This window comes from Oceaniradius stylonematis (assembly GCF_965223445.1).
Lineage (GTDB): Bacteria > Pseudomonadota > Alphaproteobacteria > Rhizobiales > Rhizobiaceae > Roseitalea > Roseitalea stylonematis.
Genome location: NZ_OZ244994.1, coordinates 519,845 through 535,314 on the forward strand (window position 1 = coordinate 519,845; position 15,470 = coordinate 535,314).

The 15,470-nt window shown below is 64.0% G+C and carries 16 protein-coding genes; all 16 read right to left on the bottom strand.

Features of this window, described 5'->3' with window-relative positions:
* Window positions 1–3 precede the first annotated feature (3 nt).
* Entirely contained in the window at window positions 4–1,080 is a 1,077-nt protein-coding gene (locus ACOQOU_RS02690) for a ferredoxin--NADP reductase (protein WP_306025909.1), read from the bottom strand.
* Window positions 1,081–1,090: 10 nt separating this feature from the next.
* Window positions 1,091–1,609, bottom strand: a complete 519-nt coding sequence (paaD, locus tag ACOQOU_RS02695; protein ID WP_306025910.1) for a 1,2-phenylacetyl-CoA epoxidase subunit PaaD — start codon at window positions 1,607–1,609, stop codon at window positions 1,091–1,093.
* The gene (paaC, locus tag ACOQOU_RS02700; protein WP_306025911.1) at window positions 1,596–2,348 is read right to left on the bottom strand and encodes a 1,2-phenylacetyl-CoA epoxidase subunit PaaC; all 753 of its coding nucleotides are present in this window, start codon (window positions 2,346–2,348) and stop codon (window positions 1,596–1,598) included. Before paaC ends, paaD begins: the two co-directional genes overlap by 14 nt.
* The gene (gene paaB, locus ACOQOU_RS02705) at window positions 2,348–2,632 is read right to left on the bottom strand and encodes a 1,2-phenylacetyl-CoA epoxidase subunit PaaB (RefSeq protein WP_109767669.1); all 285 of its coding nucleotides are present in this window, start codon (window positions 2,630–2,632) and stop codon (window positions 2,348–2,350) included. Before paaB ends, paaC begins: the two co-directional genes overlap by 1 nt.
* Window positions 2,633–2,638: 6 nt before the next feature.
* A complete protein-coding gene (gene paaA, locus ACOQOU_RS02710) occupies window positions 2,639–3,628 on the bottom strand; it encodes a 1,2-phenylacetyl-CoA epoxidase subunit PaaA (RefSeq protein ID WP_306025912.1) in 990 nt (329 codons plus the stop codon).
* A 118-nt stretch (window positions 3,629–3,746) separates the two neighbouring features.
* A complete protein-coding gene (locus tag ACOQOU_RS02715; protein WP_306025913.1) occupies window positions 3,747–5,816 on the bottom strand; it encodes a 3-hydroxyacyl-CoA dehydrogenase NAD-binding domain-containing protein in 2,070 nt (689 codons plus the stop codon).
* A 55-nt stretch (window positions 5,817–5,871) separates the two neighbouring features.
* A complete protein-coding gene (locus tag ACOQOU_RS02720) occupies window positions 5,872–6,789 on the bottom strand; it encodes a helix-turn-helix transcriptional regulator (protein ID WP_306025914.1) in 918 nt (305 codons plus the stop codon).
* Window positions 6,790–6,878: 89 nt separating this feature from the next.
* The gene (locus ACOQOU_RS02725) at window positions 6,879–7,322 is read right to left on the bottom strand and encodes an acyl-CoA thioesterase (protein WP_306025915.1); all 444 of its coding nucleotides are present in this window, start codon (window positions 7,320–7,322) and stop codon (window positions 6,879–6,881) included.
* Window positions 7,323–7,363: 41 nt separating this feature from the next.
* On the bottom strand, window positions 7,364–8,560 hold the full coding sequence (boxA, locus tag ACOQOU_RS02730) for a benzoyl-CoA 2,3-epoxidase subunit BoxA (RefSeq protein WP_306025916.1): 1,197 nt from the start codon (window positions 8,558–8,560) through the stop codon (window positions 7,364–7,366).
* Complete coding sequence (locus tag ACOQOU_RS02735) at window positions 8,557–8,718, bottom strand: hypothetical protein (protein ID WP_306025917.1); 162 nt, start codon at window positions 8,716–8,718, stop codon at window positions 8,557–8,559. The genes boxA and ACOQOU_RS02735 overlap by 4 nt, the downstream gene beginning before the upstream one ends.
* A gap of 72 nt (window positions 8,719–8,790) precedes the next feature.
* A complete protein-coding gene (boxB, locus tag ACOQOU_RS02740; RefSeq protein WP_306025918.1) occupies window positions 8,791–10,242 on the bottom strand; it encodes a benzoyl-CoA 2,3-epoxidase subunit BoxB in 1,452 nt (483 codons plus the stop codon).
* Between the two features lie 46 nt (window positions 10,243–10,288).
* Window positions 10,289–11,950, bottom strand: a complete 1,662-nt coding sequence (gene boxC / locus ACOQOU_RS02745; RefSeq protein WP_306025919.1) for a 2,3-epoxybenzoyl-CoA dihydrolase — start codon at window positions 11,948–11,950, stop codon at window positions 10,289–10,291.
* 111 nt (window positions 11,951–12,061) lie between these two features.
* Window positions 12,062–12,523 carry a DUF309 domain-containing protein gene (locus tag ACOQOU_RS02750; protein WP_306025920.1) on the bottom strand — a complete coding sequence of 154 codons (462 nt, stop codon included), beginning with the start codon at window positions 12,521–12,523 and terminating at the stop codon, window positions 12,062–12,064.
* A complete protein-coding gene (locus ACOQOU_RS02755; RefSeq protein ID WP_306025921.1) occupies window positions 12,523–13,338 on the bottom strand; it encodes an alpha/beta fold hydrolase in 816 nt (271 codons plus the stop codon). The genes ACOQOU_RS02750 and ACOQOU_RS02755 overlap by 1 nt, the downstream gene beginning before the upstream one ends.
* Entirely contained in the window at window positions 13,338–14,891 is a 1,554-nt protein-coding gene (locus ACOQOU_RS02760; RefSeq protein WP_306025922.1) for a benzoate-CoA ligase family protein, read from the bottom strand. The genes ACOQOU_RS02755 and ACOQOU_RS02760 overlap by 1 nt, the downstream gene beginning before the upstream one ends.
* Window positions 14,892–14,932: 41 nt before the next feature.
* A complete protein-coding gene (locus ACOQOU_RS02765; protein WP_109767678.1) occupies window positions 14,933–15,403 on the bottom strand; it encodes a DUF4863 family protein in 471 nt (156 codons plus the stop codon).
* Window positions 15,404–15,470 lie beyond the last annotated feature (67 nt).

The window sequence follows — 15,470 nt, forward strand, 5'->3', positions numbered from 1 at the left end:
TCGTCAGACGTCGTAGGTGACGCTGATCGTGTCCGTCGTCGGCACCGTCTGGCAGCTCAGCGTAAAGCCGTCGCGGACCTCGTGATCCTCGAGCGCATTGTTCGACAGCATCTCGCCGGCGCCCTCGGTGATCTTGCACATGCATGTCGAACAGACGCCCGCCTTGCACGCATAGGGCACGTTCAGCCCGGCATCGAGCGCGGCGTCGAGCAGCGTCGTGCCATCCTTCGGCACCTCGATCGTGCGCGTCACGCCCTCAAGAAACAGGGTCGCCTTGACGCTGTCGCCGGTTTTGCCCGCCGCATGGCCGTTGGCCTTTTTCGGCAGCCGGCCCGGCTGGGCGCTCTTGAACAGTTCGAACTTGATCCGGTCTTCGGGCAGCCCGCGGGCCTTCAGCCCTTCGGCGATGGTCAGCATCATCGGCTCGGGGCCGCAGATGAAGGCGTAATCGACCGACGCCGCATCGATCCAGTGCGTAAACAGCGCATCGAGCTTGTCCGCATCGACACGGCCGGTGAACAGATCGATCTCCTGCGCATCGTTTTCGAGGATATGCAGCACCGTGAAGCGGCCCAGATAGATGTTCTTGAGGTCTTCGAGCTCCTCGCGGAACATGATCGTGTTCACGGCGCGGTTGGCATAGACCAGCGTGAAGCGCGCGTTCGGCTCACGCGCCAAGACGGTCTTGATCAGCGACAGGACAGGCGTGATGCCCGAACCGCCGGCAAAGCCGAGATAGTGGCGCTCGGCATCGGGATCGAGCGGCACGAAGAAGTTGCCCATCGGCGGCATGGCTTCCATCACATCGCCGGGCTTGATGTTCTCTTTTGCCCAGGACGAGAAGGCGCCGCCATCGACGCGCTTGATGCCGACGCGCAGCACCCCATCATCCTTGCCGGCGCAGATCGAATAGCAGCGGCGCACCTCCGTGCCGTCGAAATCGTGGCGGAAGGTCAGATATTGGCCTTGCGTGAAATCGAACGCCTTGCGGTCCGCTTCGCCGGGAGCGAGCGTGACGACAACCGCATCGCGCGTGTCGTGGTTCACATCGGTGACAGTGAGCGAATGAAACTGCGCCATCGGTCGGCCCTCAAATGCATTTGAAATAGTCGAACGGTTCCAGACAATCGTTGCAGCGCCAAGCGGCCTTGCAGGGCGTCGAGCCGAAACGGCTGACTTCCTGCGTATTGGCCGAGCCGCAGCGCGGACACGCCACCCTGGCGTTGCCCTCGCCAAGCAGCCGCGCCACGCGCTTGCCATCGGCGGCGGTGCCATCGATCGGCGGCGCGATGCCGTATTGGCGCAGCTTCTCGCGCGCCGTTGGCCCGATCCAGTCTGTCGTCCAGGGCGGCGATATCTGGTTTTCCAGCCGGACATTGTCGATGCCGTGCCCGCGGATCGCCGCCTCGATTTCGAACGCGATCACGGACGTTGCGGGACAGCCCGAATAGGTCGGCGTGATGGTGACTACCAGCGTGTCGTCCTCCCACGCCACATCGCGCACAATGCCCAGATCGACGACGGACACGACCGGGATTTCCGGGTCCGGCACGTCGGCGAGCCAGCCCATCACATCGTCGCGGCTCGGAAGCGTCTCACCAGCGTGCATCGGGATAGGCCCGCGGCAAGAACTGCATGGCGGCGAGGATATGGCCCAGATGCTCTGTGTGCTGGCCCTTGCGGCCGCCCTTGTGCACGAAATGATTGTCCGGCACCTCGAGGGTCGCCTCGGCGAGCACATCGCCGACCAGCGCATCCCAGCCCGGCTTCATCGCCGCCGGGTCGGGCGCAACACCGGCGTCGGCCAGTTCGCGATCGACCGCGTCGGCCTCGAACATCTCGCCCGTATAGGTCCAGTGATAGGCAAGTGCGTCCTGCATGCGGCGATGGCTTTCATCCGTGCCGTCACCCAAGCGAATGATGAGATCGGTCGACCGCTCCAGATGATAGGCCGCCTCGCGTTCCGCCTTGCGGGCGATGTCGGCGACGCGCTCATGCTTCGAGTTCTCCGACAGCCATGTCAGCATCGGATGATGCCAGGCATCGAACAGGAACTGGCGCATCAGGGTCTGGCCGAAATCGCCGTTCGGGCGTTCGACCAGCAACAGGTTACGGAAGTCCCAGGCGTCACGCTTGTAGGCCAGATCGTCGGCCGTCCGGCCCTTGCCTTCCAGATCGCCGGCAAGGCCGAGCCACATCTGTGTCTGGCCGATCAGGTCGAGCGCCGTGTTGGCGAGCGCAATGTCCTCTTCAAGCACCGGCGCATGGCCGCACCATTCCGACACGCGGTGACCGAGCACCAGCGTATTGTCGCCCATGCGCAGCGCAAATTCGACGAGCGCGCTCATCACATGTGCCCCACTTCGTCCGGAATGTCATAGAAGGTCGGGTGGCGGTAGATCTTCGACTTGGAAGGGTCGAACATCGGGCCCTTCTCCGACGGCACGCTGGCCGTGATCTGGTTGGACGGCACCACCCAGATGCTCACGCCCTCATTGCGGCGCGTGTAGACGTCGCGGGCGTGTCTGATCGCCATTTCGGCGTCCGGCGCGTGCAGCGAGCCGACATGGCGATGGTTCAGGCCATGCTGGCCGCGAATGAAGACTTCCCACAGGGGCCATTCAGAAGACATTTTCGATTACTCCGCTGCCATGCGCTGTGCGGCGCGCTTGTTTGCGTGGGCGACGAGACCGTCGCGGTACCATGCGCCGTCTTCCCAGGCGGTGCGGCGCGCGGCCATCCGGTCGGCATTGCACGGCCCGTTGCCGGCCAGCACATCGTGGAACTCCTGCCAGTCCGGTTCGGAGAAGTCGTAACCACCCTTCTCCTCGTTCCAGGCAAGCTTGTCGTCAGGGATCGTCAGGCCAAGATATTCGGCCTGCGGCACCGTCTGGTCGACGAATTTCTGGCGCAACTCGTCATTGGTGCTGACCTTGATCTTCCAGGCCATCGACTGGGCCGAATGCACGCTGTCCTTGTCGGACGGACCGAACATCATCAGCGAAGGATACCAAAGCCGATCCAGCGCATCCTGCGCCATGCGCTTCTGCTCGGGCGTTCCGGACGCCATCTTCATCATGATCGAATAGCCCTGGCGCTGGTGGAAGCTCTCTTCCTTGCAGATGCGCACCATCGCCCGCGAATAAGGGCCGTAGGAGGTGCGCTGCAGCGCCACCTGGTTCATGATCGCCGCGCCATCGACCAGCCAGCCAACCGCGCCGATATCGGCCCAGGTGAGCGTGGGATAGTTGAAGATGGAGGAATACTTCATCTTGCCGTCATGCAGCTTTTCGGTCATCTCGTCGCGGCTGACGCCGAGCGTCTCGGCGGCGCAATAAAGGTAGAGGCCGTGCCCGGCCTCGTCCTGCACCTTTGCCAGGAGGATTGCCTTGCGCTCAAGCGTCGGCGCTCGGGTGATCCAGTTGCCTTCGGGCAGCTGGCCGACAATTTCCGAATGGGCATGCTGGCCGATCTGGCGGATCAGCGTCTTGCGATAGCCTTCCGGCATCCAGTCCTGCGGCTCGATCTTCTCGCCCGCATCGATACGGTCCTGAAAGGCCCGCTCGCGCTCATCCATTTCCTCACGAGTCTTCATCGTGCCGGTGGATTTCACCATCTGGGCATACATGCGCTGCGCCTCCTCCGCCTCGACCGTCCGGCACGCGCGCCGGAATTAATTAACCGATCGGTCGGTTTATAATACATCCGCGCCGGTTTGAAAAGGGCCGGCATTGCGTTTCACACCGCTAAGGGTTTGGACGATAGTCGCGCAGCGCAATGCCCTGCTGGGCACAGGCCAAAAGCGCCGCGCTCGGTTTCCAGGCGATCGGGTCTTCGGCCTCCAGAGCCCGCAGGTCGGCGACAATGGCATCGACGCCGAGCGTGTCGGCATAGTGCATCAGCCCGCCCCGCCAGCGCGGAAAGCCGTAGCCGAACACCGTCACCAGATCGATGTCGGCCGCCGACTGCGCGATCCCTTCGGCCAAGATGTCGGCCGCCTCGTTGATCATCGCCAGCACCAGCCGGCGGCGGATTTCATCGTCCGTGAACTCGCGCCGCTCGACCTTGGCGAAATGAGCTTCCTCGCGAACCAGATCCTCGATCAGCGGATCGACGACCTTGCCGCCCCCGCCCGGATAGCGATACCAGCCGACGCCGACCTTCTTGCCAAGGCGCCCTTCGGCAACCATGCGGTCGCCGATCGGAATGTAGCGCCGGTCCGGATCGCGGGTCGCGCCCTGCCTCTTGCGGTTGGCATGGGCGATGTCGAGGCCGGACAGGTCCTGCGCTTCATAGGGTCCCATCGCGTAGCCGAATTCGACCATCGCCTCGTCGAGCTCCCAGGGGTTGGTCCCGTCCATCAGGAGCGTGTCGGCCGCCTCGCGATAGCGGGCCAGAATTCGGTTGCCGATGAAGCCGTCGCAGACCCTGGACAGAACGGGCACCTTTCGCAGGCGCTTGGCAAGATCAAAGCCGGTCGCCAGCGCACGATGGCTCGTCGCATCACCCTGCACGATCTCGAGCAGTTTCATGATGTGCGCCGGTGCAAAGAAATGCAGGCCCATCAGCCGCGACGGATCGGCAAGGCCGGCGGCGATCTCGTTGACGTCGAGATAGGATGTGTTGGTGGCGAGCACGGCATCGGCCGGCAGCGCCTTTTCAAGCGCGCCGAACACGGTCTTTTTGACCTCCATGCTCTCGAATGCCGCCTCGATGGCAAGATCCGCCTTGGCCGCCGCACGATAATCGTCCGTGACCGTCAGCGCCGCTTCGATCCCTGCGCGCTTGTCATCTGACAGGAGCCCGCGCCTGCCGCTTGCATCCATAATCCGGCCAATATTGGCCTTGGCGCGCTCGACCCCGTCGGCATCGGTCTCAAGAAGCGTCACACCGATGCCGGCCAGGAGCAGCGCATAAGCGATGCCCGCACCCATCGTGCCGCCGCCGACAACCGCCGCGCGCTCGACCTTCAGCGGTTCGGCGTCAAGCCAGCCTGGCGCCTTCGCCGCCCGCTCGGCAAAGAAGATATGGCGCAGCGCCTTTGCCTGTTCCGTCGACCGCAGCTCGATGAACGTCTGGCGCTCCCGGGCCAGCGCGTCGCGAAATGCTGTAGTGGCCGACAAGGCCACAAGGTCGATCGCCTTTTGCGGTGCGATCTGCCCGCGCATGCGCTTGTGCGCCGTCGCGCGTGCCTTCTGGACGGCGTCATCGTCGGGCGCCGGACCGTCGAGCGCCGACAGGATCGGCCGGTCCTGCACTGAGGTCATATCGAGCGACATCGCATGGGCAACCGGATCGTCGGCCACCGCATCCACCAATCCCATCTCCTGCGCGTCGAGTGCGCCGACCGGCTTGCCGTTGGCGATCATGTCGAGCGCCGTATCAAGACCGACAAGGCGCGGCAGGCGTTGCGTGCCGCCCGCGCCGGGCACCACGCCCAGCGTGACCTCCGGTAGGCCGATCTTCGTGTCCGGCGCCGCGATGCGGTAGCGGCAGGCGAGCATCAGTTCCGCGCCGCCGCCAAGCGCCACCCCATGGGCCGCGGCGATCCAAGGCACCGTGCTGGCTTCGATGGCATCGAGCACGTCGGGCAGATGCGGCGGAACGGGATCGCCGTCGAACTCGCGCGCGTCGCCGCCGGCGGCAAACGCCCTGCCCTGCCCCGACACAATGACGCGCGAAAGACCGGGTTCGTTTTCCGCCCATCTGACGGCGTCCAGCAGCCCTTGCCGCACGGCCAGACCCATTGCGTTCACCGGCGGATTGGCGAGTTCGACCAGCCCGGCGTCGCCTTCACGCCTCCACGTCACTGTCATCGGATGTTCCTGAAAAAAGTTGTGTTCGAACATGGTCCTGCCCGGCCGGCAGGTCCTACCGCAAAAATCCCCGCTCGCCGATGACGCCGATCAAGTCGTCGAGCGTCTCCTCGAGGCTGCGGCCGCTGGTGTCGACCTGCGACGAGGCACGGCCGTATAACGCCTCTCGGCTGGTCAGGATCGACTTGAGCTGATCCATCGCCTCGGGATTGCCGCCCATCGGCCGCGTGTCGCCCTGCGCCATCACCCGCTCCATATGGTCCTCGGGCTCCGCCTTGAGCCAGACCGTGTGAAAATGCGCCAGCAGCATATTGTAGGTCTGCGGGTCGGCGACGATGCCGCCGGCAACGGCAAGGATCATCGCATCATGGGTGGCGATCACCCGTTCGAGCGCCTGGGCCTCCAGCTTGCGGTAGCCCTCCTGCCCGTAAAAGGCGAGCAGCTCGTTGACCGGCATGCCGCTCTGCTCCTCGATCTCGCGATTGAGTTCGACGAACGGCACGCCGAGCCGTTCGCCGGCCATCGCGCCAAGCGTCGATTTGCCGGCGCCGCGCAATCCGATCAGGCAGATTCGGCTGGCGCGCATGTCCGTCTCGGTGTCTGGCGACAGAAGATCGATCACCTCCTGGCGCGTGTGAAAGCCCGCCCGCCGGAACAAATCGGCCACCCGCATCGTGTCCGATGACCACGGGTCTTCGGCGCCGACAAGCCATTCGATCCGGTAGTCGAGCGCCACCGCCACCTTCTGCAACAGGCCGATCGAAATGTTGCCCTCGCCCGATTCGAGCTGCGCCAGATAACGCGGCGACACGCCGGAAATCTCCGACAGCACGCGGCGCGGAATGCCCTTGAGCTCGCGCGCCTTGCGCACGCGTTCGCCGACCCGCTTGAGCAGCGTCGCCACCATCGCGTCGGACTGGCTCTCGGCGGTGGTCTTTTGCGCCACGCCCTTGAAGTTGGTGATCTCGCTCATGCTGGCCGCCGCAATGTGTACAATAGTGCACAAAATACCCCAGCGCGGGTATTTCTCAATGCCTGCAATCGCGCTGCCTGCGCAGACGGTTACTGCCCGGCCGCAGCATTGGCGCCGGCGCGGATCCGCTCCTCGACAATGGCCCGGATATCGTCGGGCGGCGGGGTCTTCTTCAATTCGATGGGCACGGCGAACACGCACACGAAATCGCCCTCGAACGACAATGTGCCGTCCTGGAATGCCTCGACCCTGAAAGCGATCGACGTTTCGCCCAGTCGCGTCGGCCGGACCTTGCACTTGAGCCGGTGGCGCGGCGTGACCGGCGACCGGAAGTTCAGGCTCATATGGACGAAGGGCGTTCCGACGCCGCGGTCGAGCTCCATCTGGTACCAGCCGCCGCCCAAATGGTGTTCCCACCAGGCTTCGATGGCCTCGAGCGCGAACATGGGCAGCTTGCCGGTATAGGCAATCCGCGCCGGATCGCAGTCGCCCCAGCCCACCCGGATTTCGTGTTCGAAGACCTCGTCATCCATGTCGTCACCCCGCCCGATTCGCCTGTGGCGGCATCTATGGCCTAATAGGTCTCGACATGATAGCGGCCATCGTCGCGCATGGTGTCGCGCACCTCGGTCCAGACGAGCCCGGCACTTCGGGCGATGTCGGACAGGGCCTCCTCGACGCCATGCTCCATCGCCTTGAGCCCGCAAATGTAGATGTAGCCGTCGGGATTGCGCATCAGCGCGGCGACATCGTCCGCGTTCTCGCGCAGCTTGTCCTGCACATAGTTTTTGGGGCTTTCGGGCTGGCGCGAAAAGGCGAAGACCTTCTTCATGAAGCTCTCGGGCACCTTTTTGAGGGGTCCGAAATAGGGAAGGTCTTCGGGCGTGCGCGCGCCGAAATAGAGCGACATCGTGTCTTTGAGACGCGGATTTTCGCGCTGCCGGCGCATGGTGAAGGCGCGAAAGGGCGCCGAGCCGGTGCCCGTGCAGATCATCATCAGATGCGCGCCGGAATCGGACGGCAAAAGGAAGGTCGAGCCGAAGGGCCCGGTCACCTTGACAATGTCGCCCGGCTTGAGGTCGCAGACATGATTGGAACAGACGCCGTTCGGCTCCCGCTTCACCGTCAGCGAGACATTGTTGTAGTTCGGCCGTTCACCGTCGCGCGGACTCGATATCGAGTAAAGCCGCGGCAGGTGCGCCTCGCCCTTCTCGTCGGTCCCCGGCGGGATGATGCCGATCGACTGGCCCTCCAGAACGGGAAATGGCGTGGCGCCAAAATCGAGAATGATATGGCGCACGTCACTGTCGCCATCTTCGCTGGTCAGCCGGAAATTGCCGGTCACGGTCGCCTCGGCCGGCTTGGCGAGGTTGTAGAGGTTGATGGAAGGCTTGGCCGCGCTCGCCGGCGCCCTGGCCTTGCCGCCCGCGCCGCTGTGCGCCTCGGCCAGGAGCGCGGCGATGGCATCGTCGAACGCTTCGATCGAGGTGTCGGCGCCATCGCCGTCGGCCGCGATCTCCTCCTGGGGCGGCAGCTCGGACCAGCCGAACTGCTCGTCCAGCGAATAGGGCTCGTTGACGATCCGCCACTCGTCGATCGACCCGGTCGGACACACCGGAATGCAGTCCATGCAGAAATTGCACCGGGCGGCATCGACCACGACATTGTTGTCGTCATGGGTGATGGCGCCGATCGGGCACGTCATCTCGCATGTGTAGCAACGGATGCAGATTTCCGGGTCGATCAGATGCTGTTTGACCGGCTTGTTCATGCCGCCGCTTCCCGGCCCGGGCTCTCAATGGCGATGCCGCCGTAAAGCTCGGCGAACAGCAGGCACGGTCCCTGACAGTCCTTGCAGCCAAGGCAAATCCTCGGAACGTCGCCGCGCGCGGCGGTGTCCGGCTTTTTGGCGTTTCTGCTGATATCCATCGATGCCTCCCGAATTGAAGAGAGCGGCCGGCGCGACCCAAAGACGCGCCGGCGATGCTTGACGTGGACCCGTCAGGCCATGTGCAGCTTCACATATTCAAAGTCGCCCGGCTTGTTGTCGATGCCGACCTTGGGCGGCGCGATCCAGCTTGCATACTGGCCGGGCTCGTAGACCGGCACCATCAGGGACTGGATGAAATCCCCATCGGCATGGGTCGGCAGCCAGTCGGGCATGCCCGCATCATACTCAGCGCCGGTCAGAAGCTTGCCGTCCGGGTCGAACAGCTTGTCGGCGAAGACGCCGATCTTCCGGTTGAAGGATTCATGCGGCAGCTTCATCTGGAAATCGATGCCGGTCTTCTCGATGATCTTGTTCCAGCGGCCGACACCGCCCGATGCGTCGCGCGTATAATCATCGCGCAGGCGCATGTTGATCGCCGTCAGAGCCGGCACCTCCTTGCGCACCAGCTTGCCGTCCTCGAAGTCCCAGACCTCGTAGGTGTCGCCATGCAGCTTGTGATCGTCGTCGATCCGGCTCTCCATGTAGCGGCCCTTGATGCCGGCATTGAAAGCGTTGGCGGCATTGGTCGAAACCTCCTGGCCGAACAGGTCCAGCGACAGCGTGTAGTGCAGGTTCAGCTTCTTCTGGATCGTCAGCAGGTCGATGACGCCAAGCGCGCGGATCGCGTCGGTGTCGTAAGGATCCTCGATGCCGGCCTTCACCATCGCTTCGCATGTGGCCTGGATCGTGCGGCCAACGCCGGTCTCGCCGACGAACATGTGGTGCGCTTCCTCGGTCAGCATGAAGCGGCAGGTGCGCGACAGCGGATCGAAGCCGGACTGGGCGAGCGATTCAAGCTGCATCTTGCCGTCGCGGTCGGTGAAATAGGTGAACATGAAGAAGGACAGCCAGTCCGGCGTTTCCTCGTTGAAGGCGCCCAGCATGCGCGGCGCTTCCTCCGAGCCCGACGAGCGGCGCAGCAGATCGTCGGCCTCCTCGCGGCCGTCGCGGCCGAAATATTTGTGCAGCAGATAGACCATCGCCCACAGGTGGCGCCCCTCTTCAACATTGACCTGGAACAGGTTGCGCAGGTCGTAGAGCGACGGCGCGGTCTTGCCGAGGAACCGTTGCTGTTCGACCGATGCCGGCTCGGTGTCGCCCTGGATGACGATCAGCCGGCGCAGCATGGCGCGATATTCGCCCGGCACCTCCTGCCAGGCGGCCTCGCCCGCATGCTCGCCGCACGGGATGGTCCGGTCCTCGACCTGCGGCGCCAGCAGCACGCCCCAGCGATATTCGGGCATCTTCACATAGTCGAACTTGGCCCAGCCCTTCGGATCGACGGAGACGGCTGTCCGCAGATAAACGAGCGACTGCTGGAAATTGTCCGGGATCAGGTCGTTCCACCAGTTGATGTATCCCGGATGCCACTTCTCCAGCGCCTTGAGCACGCGCTTGTCCGAACTGAGCCCGACATTGTTCGGGATTTGCGTGTCGTAGCTGACATTGATGAGATCGAGCATTGTCGTCCTTCCTCCGGGTTGCGCCTGAGGCGCCGGTGTTCGCGCGTCAGACGCGCTGCATGTTGTATTGCCCGCGCACGCCGGTTCCGTAGCGTTGCAGGGCGCCGTCCTCACCGACCGCATTGGGCCGCTGGAAGATCCAGTTCTGCCAGGCGGTCAGGCGGCCGAAAATGCGCGTTTCCATGGTCTCGGGGCCGGAAAAGCGCAGATTGGCTTCCATGCCGGTCAGCGCGTCGGGCGAGAAGCTGGCGCGCTCCTCAAGGAAGATGCGCACCTCGTCTTCCCAGTCGACATCGTCGAAGGCGTAGGTGACGAGTCCCAGTTCGTTCGCATCGAAGGCTTCGAGGGTCTCACCGATCTGTTCCTTCGCCGCCTCGACCCGTTCGGGCTCGCCCAAAAAGCGCGTTTCGAGCCGGGTCAGATCGTTGGCCATCGGGAACGGGCCGAAATTGGCCTGCGACAGGGTGATCGAGGCGACGGGGCGGTTGTCGCCCTCGAAATCGCCCTCCATCATGTAGGTCCGGTCGACGGCAAACAGCACCTCGGCCAGCATGCCGGCAAAGCAGGAGCCATTCTCGACGAAGGCGACCAGCGAGCGCGACGTCACGTCGATACGCTTCATCACCCGCTTCCAGTATTGAAGGATCTCGTTGGCCAGCCAGTGATCGGCATTGTCGAAGAGAAGCTTTTCTTCAGCCAACACCTTGGCGGCGTCGCCCTGGCTGCGGAAAGCCAGAAGCCCAAGCTCCATCTCGTTGAGGCGCAGATGCAGGATCGCATCGTCCAGTTCGCGCGCCAGCCGCAGGAAATAGCTCCGGTCGCCAAGCGCGGTCAGCGCGGCCGCATCGGCCGGCGCGTCACCGTCCGGTCCATGGAGGGTGATCGTCGCGCGGCGTCCGTCGCGTTCGACGGCAATTTCGACCAGCGAATAAGTGACCGATCCGTTTTCGGCGATGGTCCGGGAAAGTGGATTGAGCGCGATACCGCTTTCAGGCGCATTCTTGGTCGAGGCGGCGGCAAACTCGCGGGCCCGTTCCTGCACCGTGTCGGCAAATTTCGAGTTCGGCACCACCTCGTCGACCAGCCGCCATTGCGTGGCGCGCTTGCCCTTGACGCCTTCCTCGATCGAACAGAACACATCGGCCAGATCGCGGCGTACCTTCCTTTTGTCCGTGACACGCGTCAGCCCGCCCGTACCCGGCAGGACAGCCAGAAGCGGCACTTCGGGCAGCGCCACCGAGGACGATGAATCGTCGGTCAGCATGATGTGGTTGCATGCGAGCGCCAGTTCGTAACCGCCGCCGGCACAGGCACCCTTCACCGCGGCGATGTATTTCTGGCCCGAGTCGGCTTCGGCCGCCTCGAACGTGTTGCGCGTCTCGTTGGTGAACTTGCAGAAATTGACCTTGTGCGCGTGCGCCGCGCCGCCCAGCATGCGGATGTTCGCGCCGGCGCAGAACACATTGTCCTTGCCCGATTGCATGACGACGACCTTCACCTCGGGATGCTCGAAGCGCATGCGCTGCACCACATCGGCCAGTTCGATATCGACACCCAGATCGTAGGAATTGAGCTTGAGCTGATAGCCGTCGAAAAGGCCGCCATCCTCATCGACATCCATGTAGAGATTGGCGATGTCGCCATCATACTCGACCCGCCAATGGCGGTAGTGCGACGGATCGGTCCGGAAGTCGATGATGTCGGGCACGACATTCTCCCACATGCGTTATGTTGCGTCTTATCGCCCGAGCCGGGCGGTGTAAACCATATTTTGCATCATAATGCAAATATTCTGGCCAAGGTCAATGCATTATATGCATTATAATGCACTTATCGCCAACGTTGCGGCACGATGCCGGCATCGGCCAATCGCGCCCTCCAGCCATGCAACGCCGACGCCGAGCACCTGCTCGCGCCCCCCGCGCGCCGCTTCGGACAGGTGCGCTGCGGCAATCCCGCTCAACCGCATGGCCGCCTTGGGCTTTTCCATGGCAAGCTTGAGTTCGGCATTGGCAAGCTGGATCAGCGCCTGAACGAAACGATGTTCGGCCGAGTTTGGCGGACAGGCCATCCACACCGCCTCCCACACCTCGTGCGCCTCCCAGAAGAAGCCGTTCTCGAAGAAATCCATGCCGGCGGTGAAGGCCGGCGAAGCGGCAAGCGCCTCGGCGCTCATGCCCGGTTGGGCGGTCGCCCGCACATCGTCCCACCGCCCCTCATCATGCCGGCAATTCCGGCCAGGAATGTGGGCATGGGGCGGCATCGGGACCGGCGCGTGCATCAGGCGGCCTCGACCTCGGCGGCCTCGATCCGCTCGAGCCGTGCGGCGAATTCCGCGATGGCCGCAAGCGTGTTTGCGGGCTGGTCCTGATGCGGCGCGTGGCGGCAGTCCTCGAGGACTGACACCTCCACCGGCGAATAGGCCCGGCTCTCCATCTCTTCGATCTGGGCCAGCGTGCCATACTGGTCCTGCCGGCCCTGAATCGCGAGCGCCGGAATGCGCCAATAGTCGATGACCTCGGCGACATTCCAGCGCGCAAAGGCAGGATCGAGCCAGGCATCGTTCCAGCCGCGGAACGTGTGATCGGGATCGCGATGATGCCTGGCCATCCGGTCACGCAGATTGCCGCCCTCATAGGCCTTCCTGGCACGAGCGATTTCGTCCAGCCCCATCTGTTCGGCGAAGAAATGCGGCGCCATCAATATGATGCCCCGCACCCGATAGTCCTCGACACTGCCCGCATGGATCGCCGCGATCGTCGCCCCGTCCGAATGGCCCAGCAAAATACCGCGCCGAAAGCCGATCCGATCGAGCACCTCGGGCAGCACATCGACGGCCTCGCGCGTCATGTAGTCGAGCGGACGCGGAAGGTCCGCCGGGTCCGACTGGCCGTAGCCGGCGCGCGAATAAGCGCAGACGCCCATGCCGGTCGCCTCGGCGACCTTTTCGGGAAAATCGCGCCACAGACCCGCACTGCCGAGCCCCTCATGCAGCATCACGATGGTGGGCGCCTCTGACGGTGCCGGTCCGAAGCAGCGATATTCGAGTGTCTTGCCACCGGCTTCCAGTGTGCCTTCAGCCTTCCAGTCAGCCATCACGCCGTCTCCCTGAGCTTGAAGCGCTGGATCTTGCCGGTCGCGGTCTTCGGCAGATCGTCGACGATCTCGACCCAGCGCGGGTACTTCCACTTGCCGATCTTGTCCTGGACGAACGCCTTCAGCGCGTCCGGATCGCCGGCCTGTCCCGATTTGAGCACCAGGAAGGCCTTGGGCTTTTCGAGCCCGTCATCATCGCGCTTGGCGACCACTGCCGCTTCCAGCACCGCCGGATGCGAAACCAGTGCCTGCTCCACCTCGAACGGCGACACCCAGATGCCCGATACCTTGAACATGTCGTCGGTGCGTCCGCAGTAGACGTAGCGGCCGTCCGGCGTCAGTTCATACTTGTCGCCGGTGCGCGTCCAATGGCCCTCGAAGGTCGAGCGGCTCTTGTCGCGCTGGTTCCAGTAACCGTCGGCCGACGATGCGCCACGCACGAGCAGTTCGCCCACTTCGCCGACACCGACATCGGCGCCTGCCTCGTCGACGAGCCGCACCTCGTAGCCCGGCACGGGCACGCCAGACGTGCCGTAGACCACGTCGCCCGGCCGGTTGGAGAGGAAAATGTGCAGCATCTCGGTCGAGCCGACGCCGTCCATGATGTCGACGCCCCAGATCGCCTGCCATTTTCGGCCGACCTCCTCTGGCAGCGCCTCGCCGGCCGAGATGCAGGTTCTGAGCGGCGCATCGGGATGGGCGCCCTCGCTCTCCCATTTGTGCACCAGCGCCGCATAGAGCGTGGGCACGCCGCAAAAGACGGTCGGCCGATGTTCGGCAAGGATCTGCGAAACGCTGTCGGGCGTGGGCCGGCCATTGTACAAAAACGTCGTCGCGCCGACGGCCATCGGAAAGGTCATTCCGTTGCCCAGGCCATAGGCGAAAAACAGCTTGGCCACCGAATAGACCGTGTCGTCCTGCCGGACGCCGAGCACCTGTGCTCCATAGGTATCGGCCGTTGCCTTCAGGCTCGAATGGACGTGGCGCACGCCCTTGGGCTGGCCTGTCGAGCCGGACGAATAGAGCCAGAAGGCGACCTCGTCGTCGCAGACCGTCACCGGTTCGGCCGGTTCGGCACCCTCCATGAACGCGTCGAACGTGCGCGCGCCCTCTGGCGCGCTGTCGCCGATGACGATCACTTCGCGGATGAACGGGTTGAGCGGCAGCGCCGGGGCGATGGTCTCGTAGAGTTCACTGGAAACGAACAGCGCCGAGGCGCGGCTGTCATGGAAGATCGCGTCATAGACCGAGGTCGACAGGAGCGTGTTCAGCGGGATCGGCACGATGCCGGCCTTCAGTGCGCCCCAGAAAATGACCGGAAACTCGATCTGGTCGAGCACCAGCATGATGGCGCGCTCTTCGCGCCTCAGGCCGGCGCGGTGGCAGGCGCCGGCGAAACGCGCCGACTGTTCGGCAAGATCGCCATAGCTGATCTCGCGGTTGTCGCCGAACGCTTCACGAAAAGCGATGCCATCGCCCCTGCCCTCGCCGACATGACGATCGACGAACCAGAGCGCCGCATTTCCCCCGATCACGTCATTTTTGGCTGACATCGCGCTTCCTCCTTGCCCGATGATCGTCTTCTTGGCCCGGCTTATGGCTTGCCGGTGAACTCGATGGCGCCGTCGGGCAGCCAGTAGACCACATAGGCGTCGCCGCCGCTGACGGTCGGATGGTGATCGGTGCCCGGTGCGTAAACATACCAGCCCGCATCGAAATCATCGAATTTCGGCGCTCCCGCGATCGGCAGGACAGCGCCGATCTCGCCCTGGGTGTGCACATGGTGCGGTCCGCGCACATCTTTCATGCGCACGACATCGACGCTGAACCGGCCCGCATCCGTTCCCGGCTTCACCGCGCGGCCGAACTTGATGCCGCCCGCTTCGCGCGCCATCAGCCAGCCTTCCGCCTCGCCCTCGGCGCATAGGGCAGCCAGACGCTCGAAATCGGGTCCGTCCTTTGGAAAGGTCGCGTTCAGATGGGCGGCAAGACCGTCATCGAGCGGCCGGTCCGCGATCTCCGCCGAAACCTTGCCCACAAGTGCGTTGAACTCCTCCGCCGGCATCGACTCCTCCCCGATCGTCACTGCTGCGCTCGAGGCTATGTTGCATAATAATGCATATAGCCGCAAG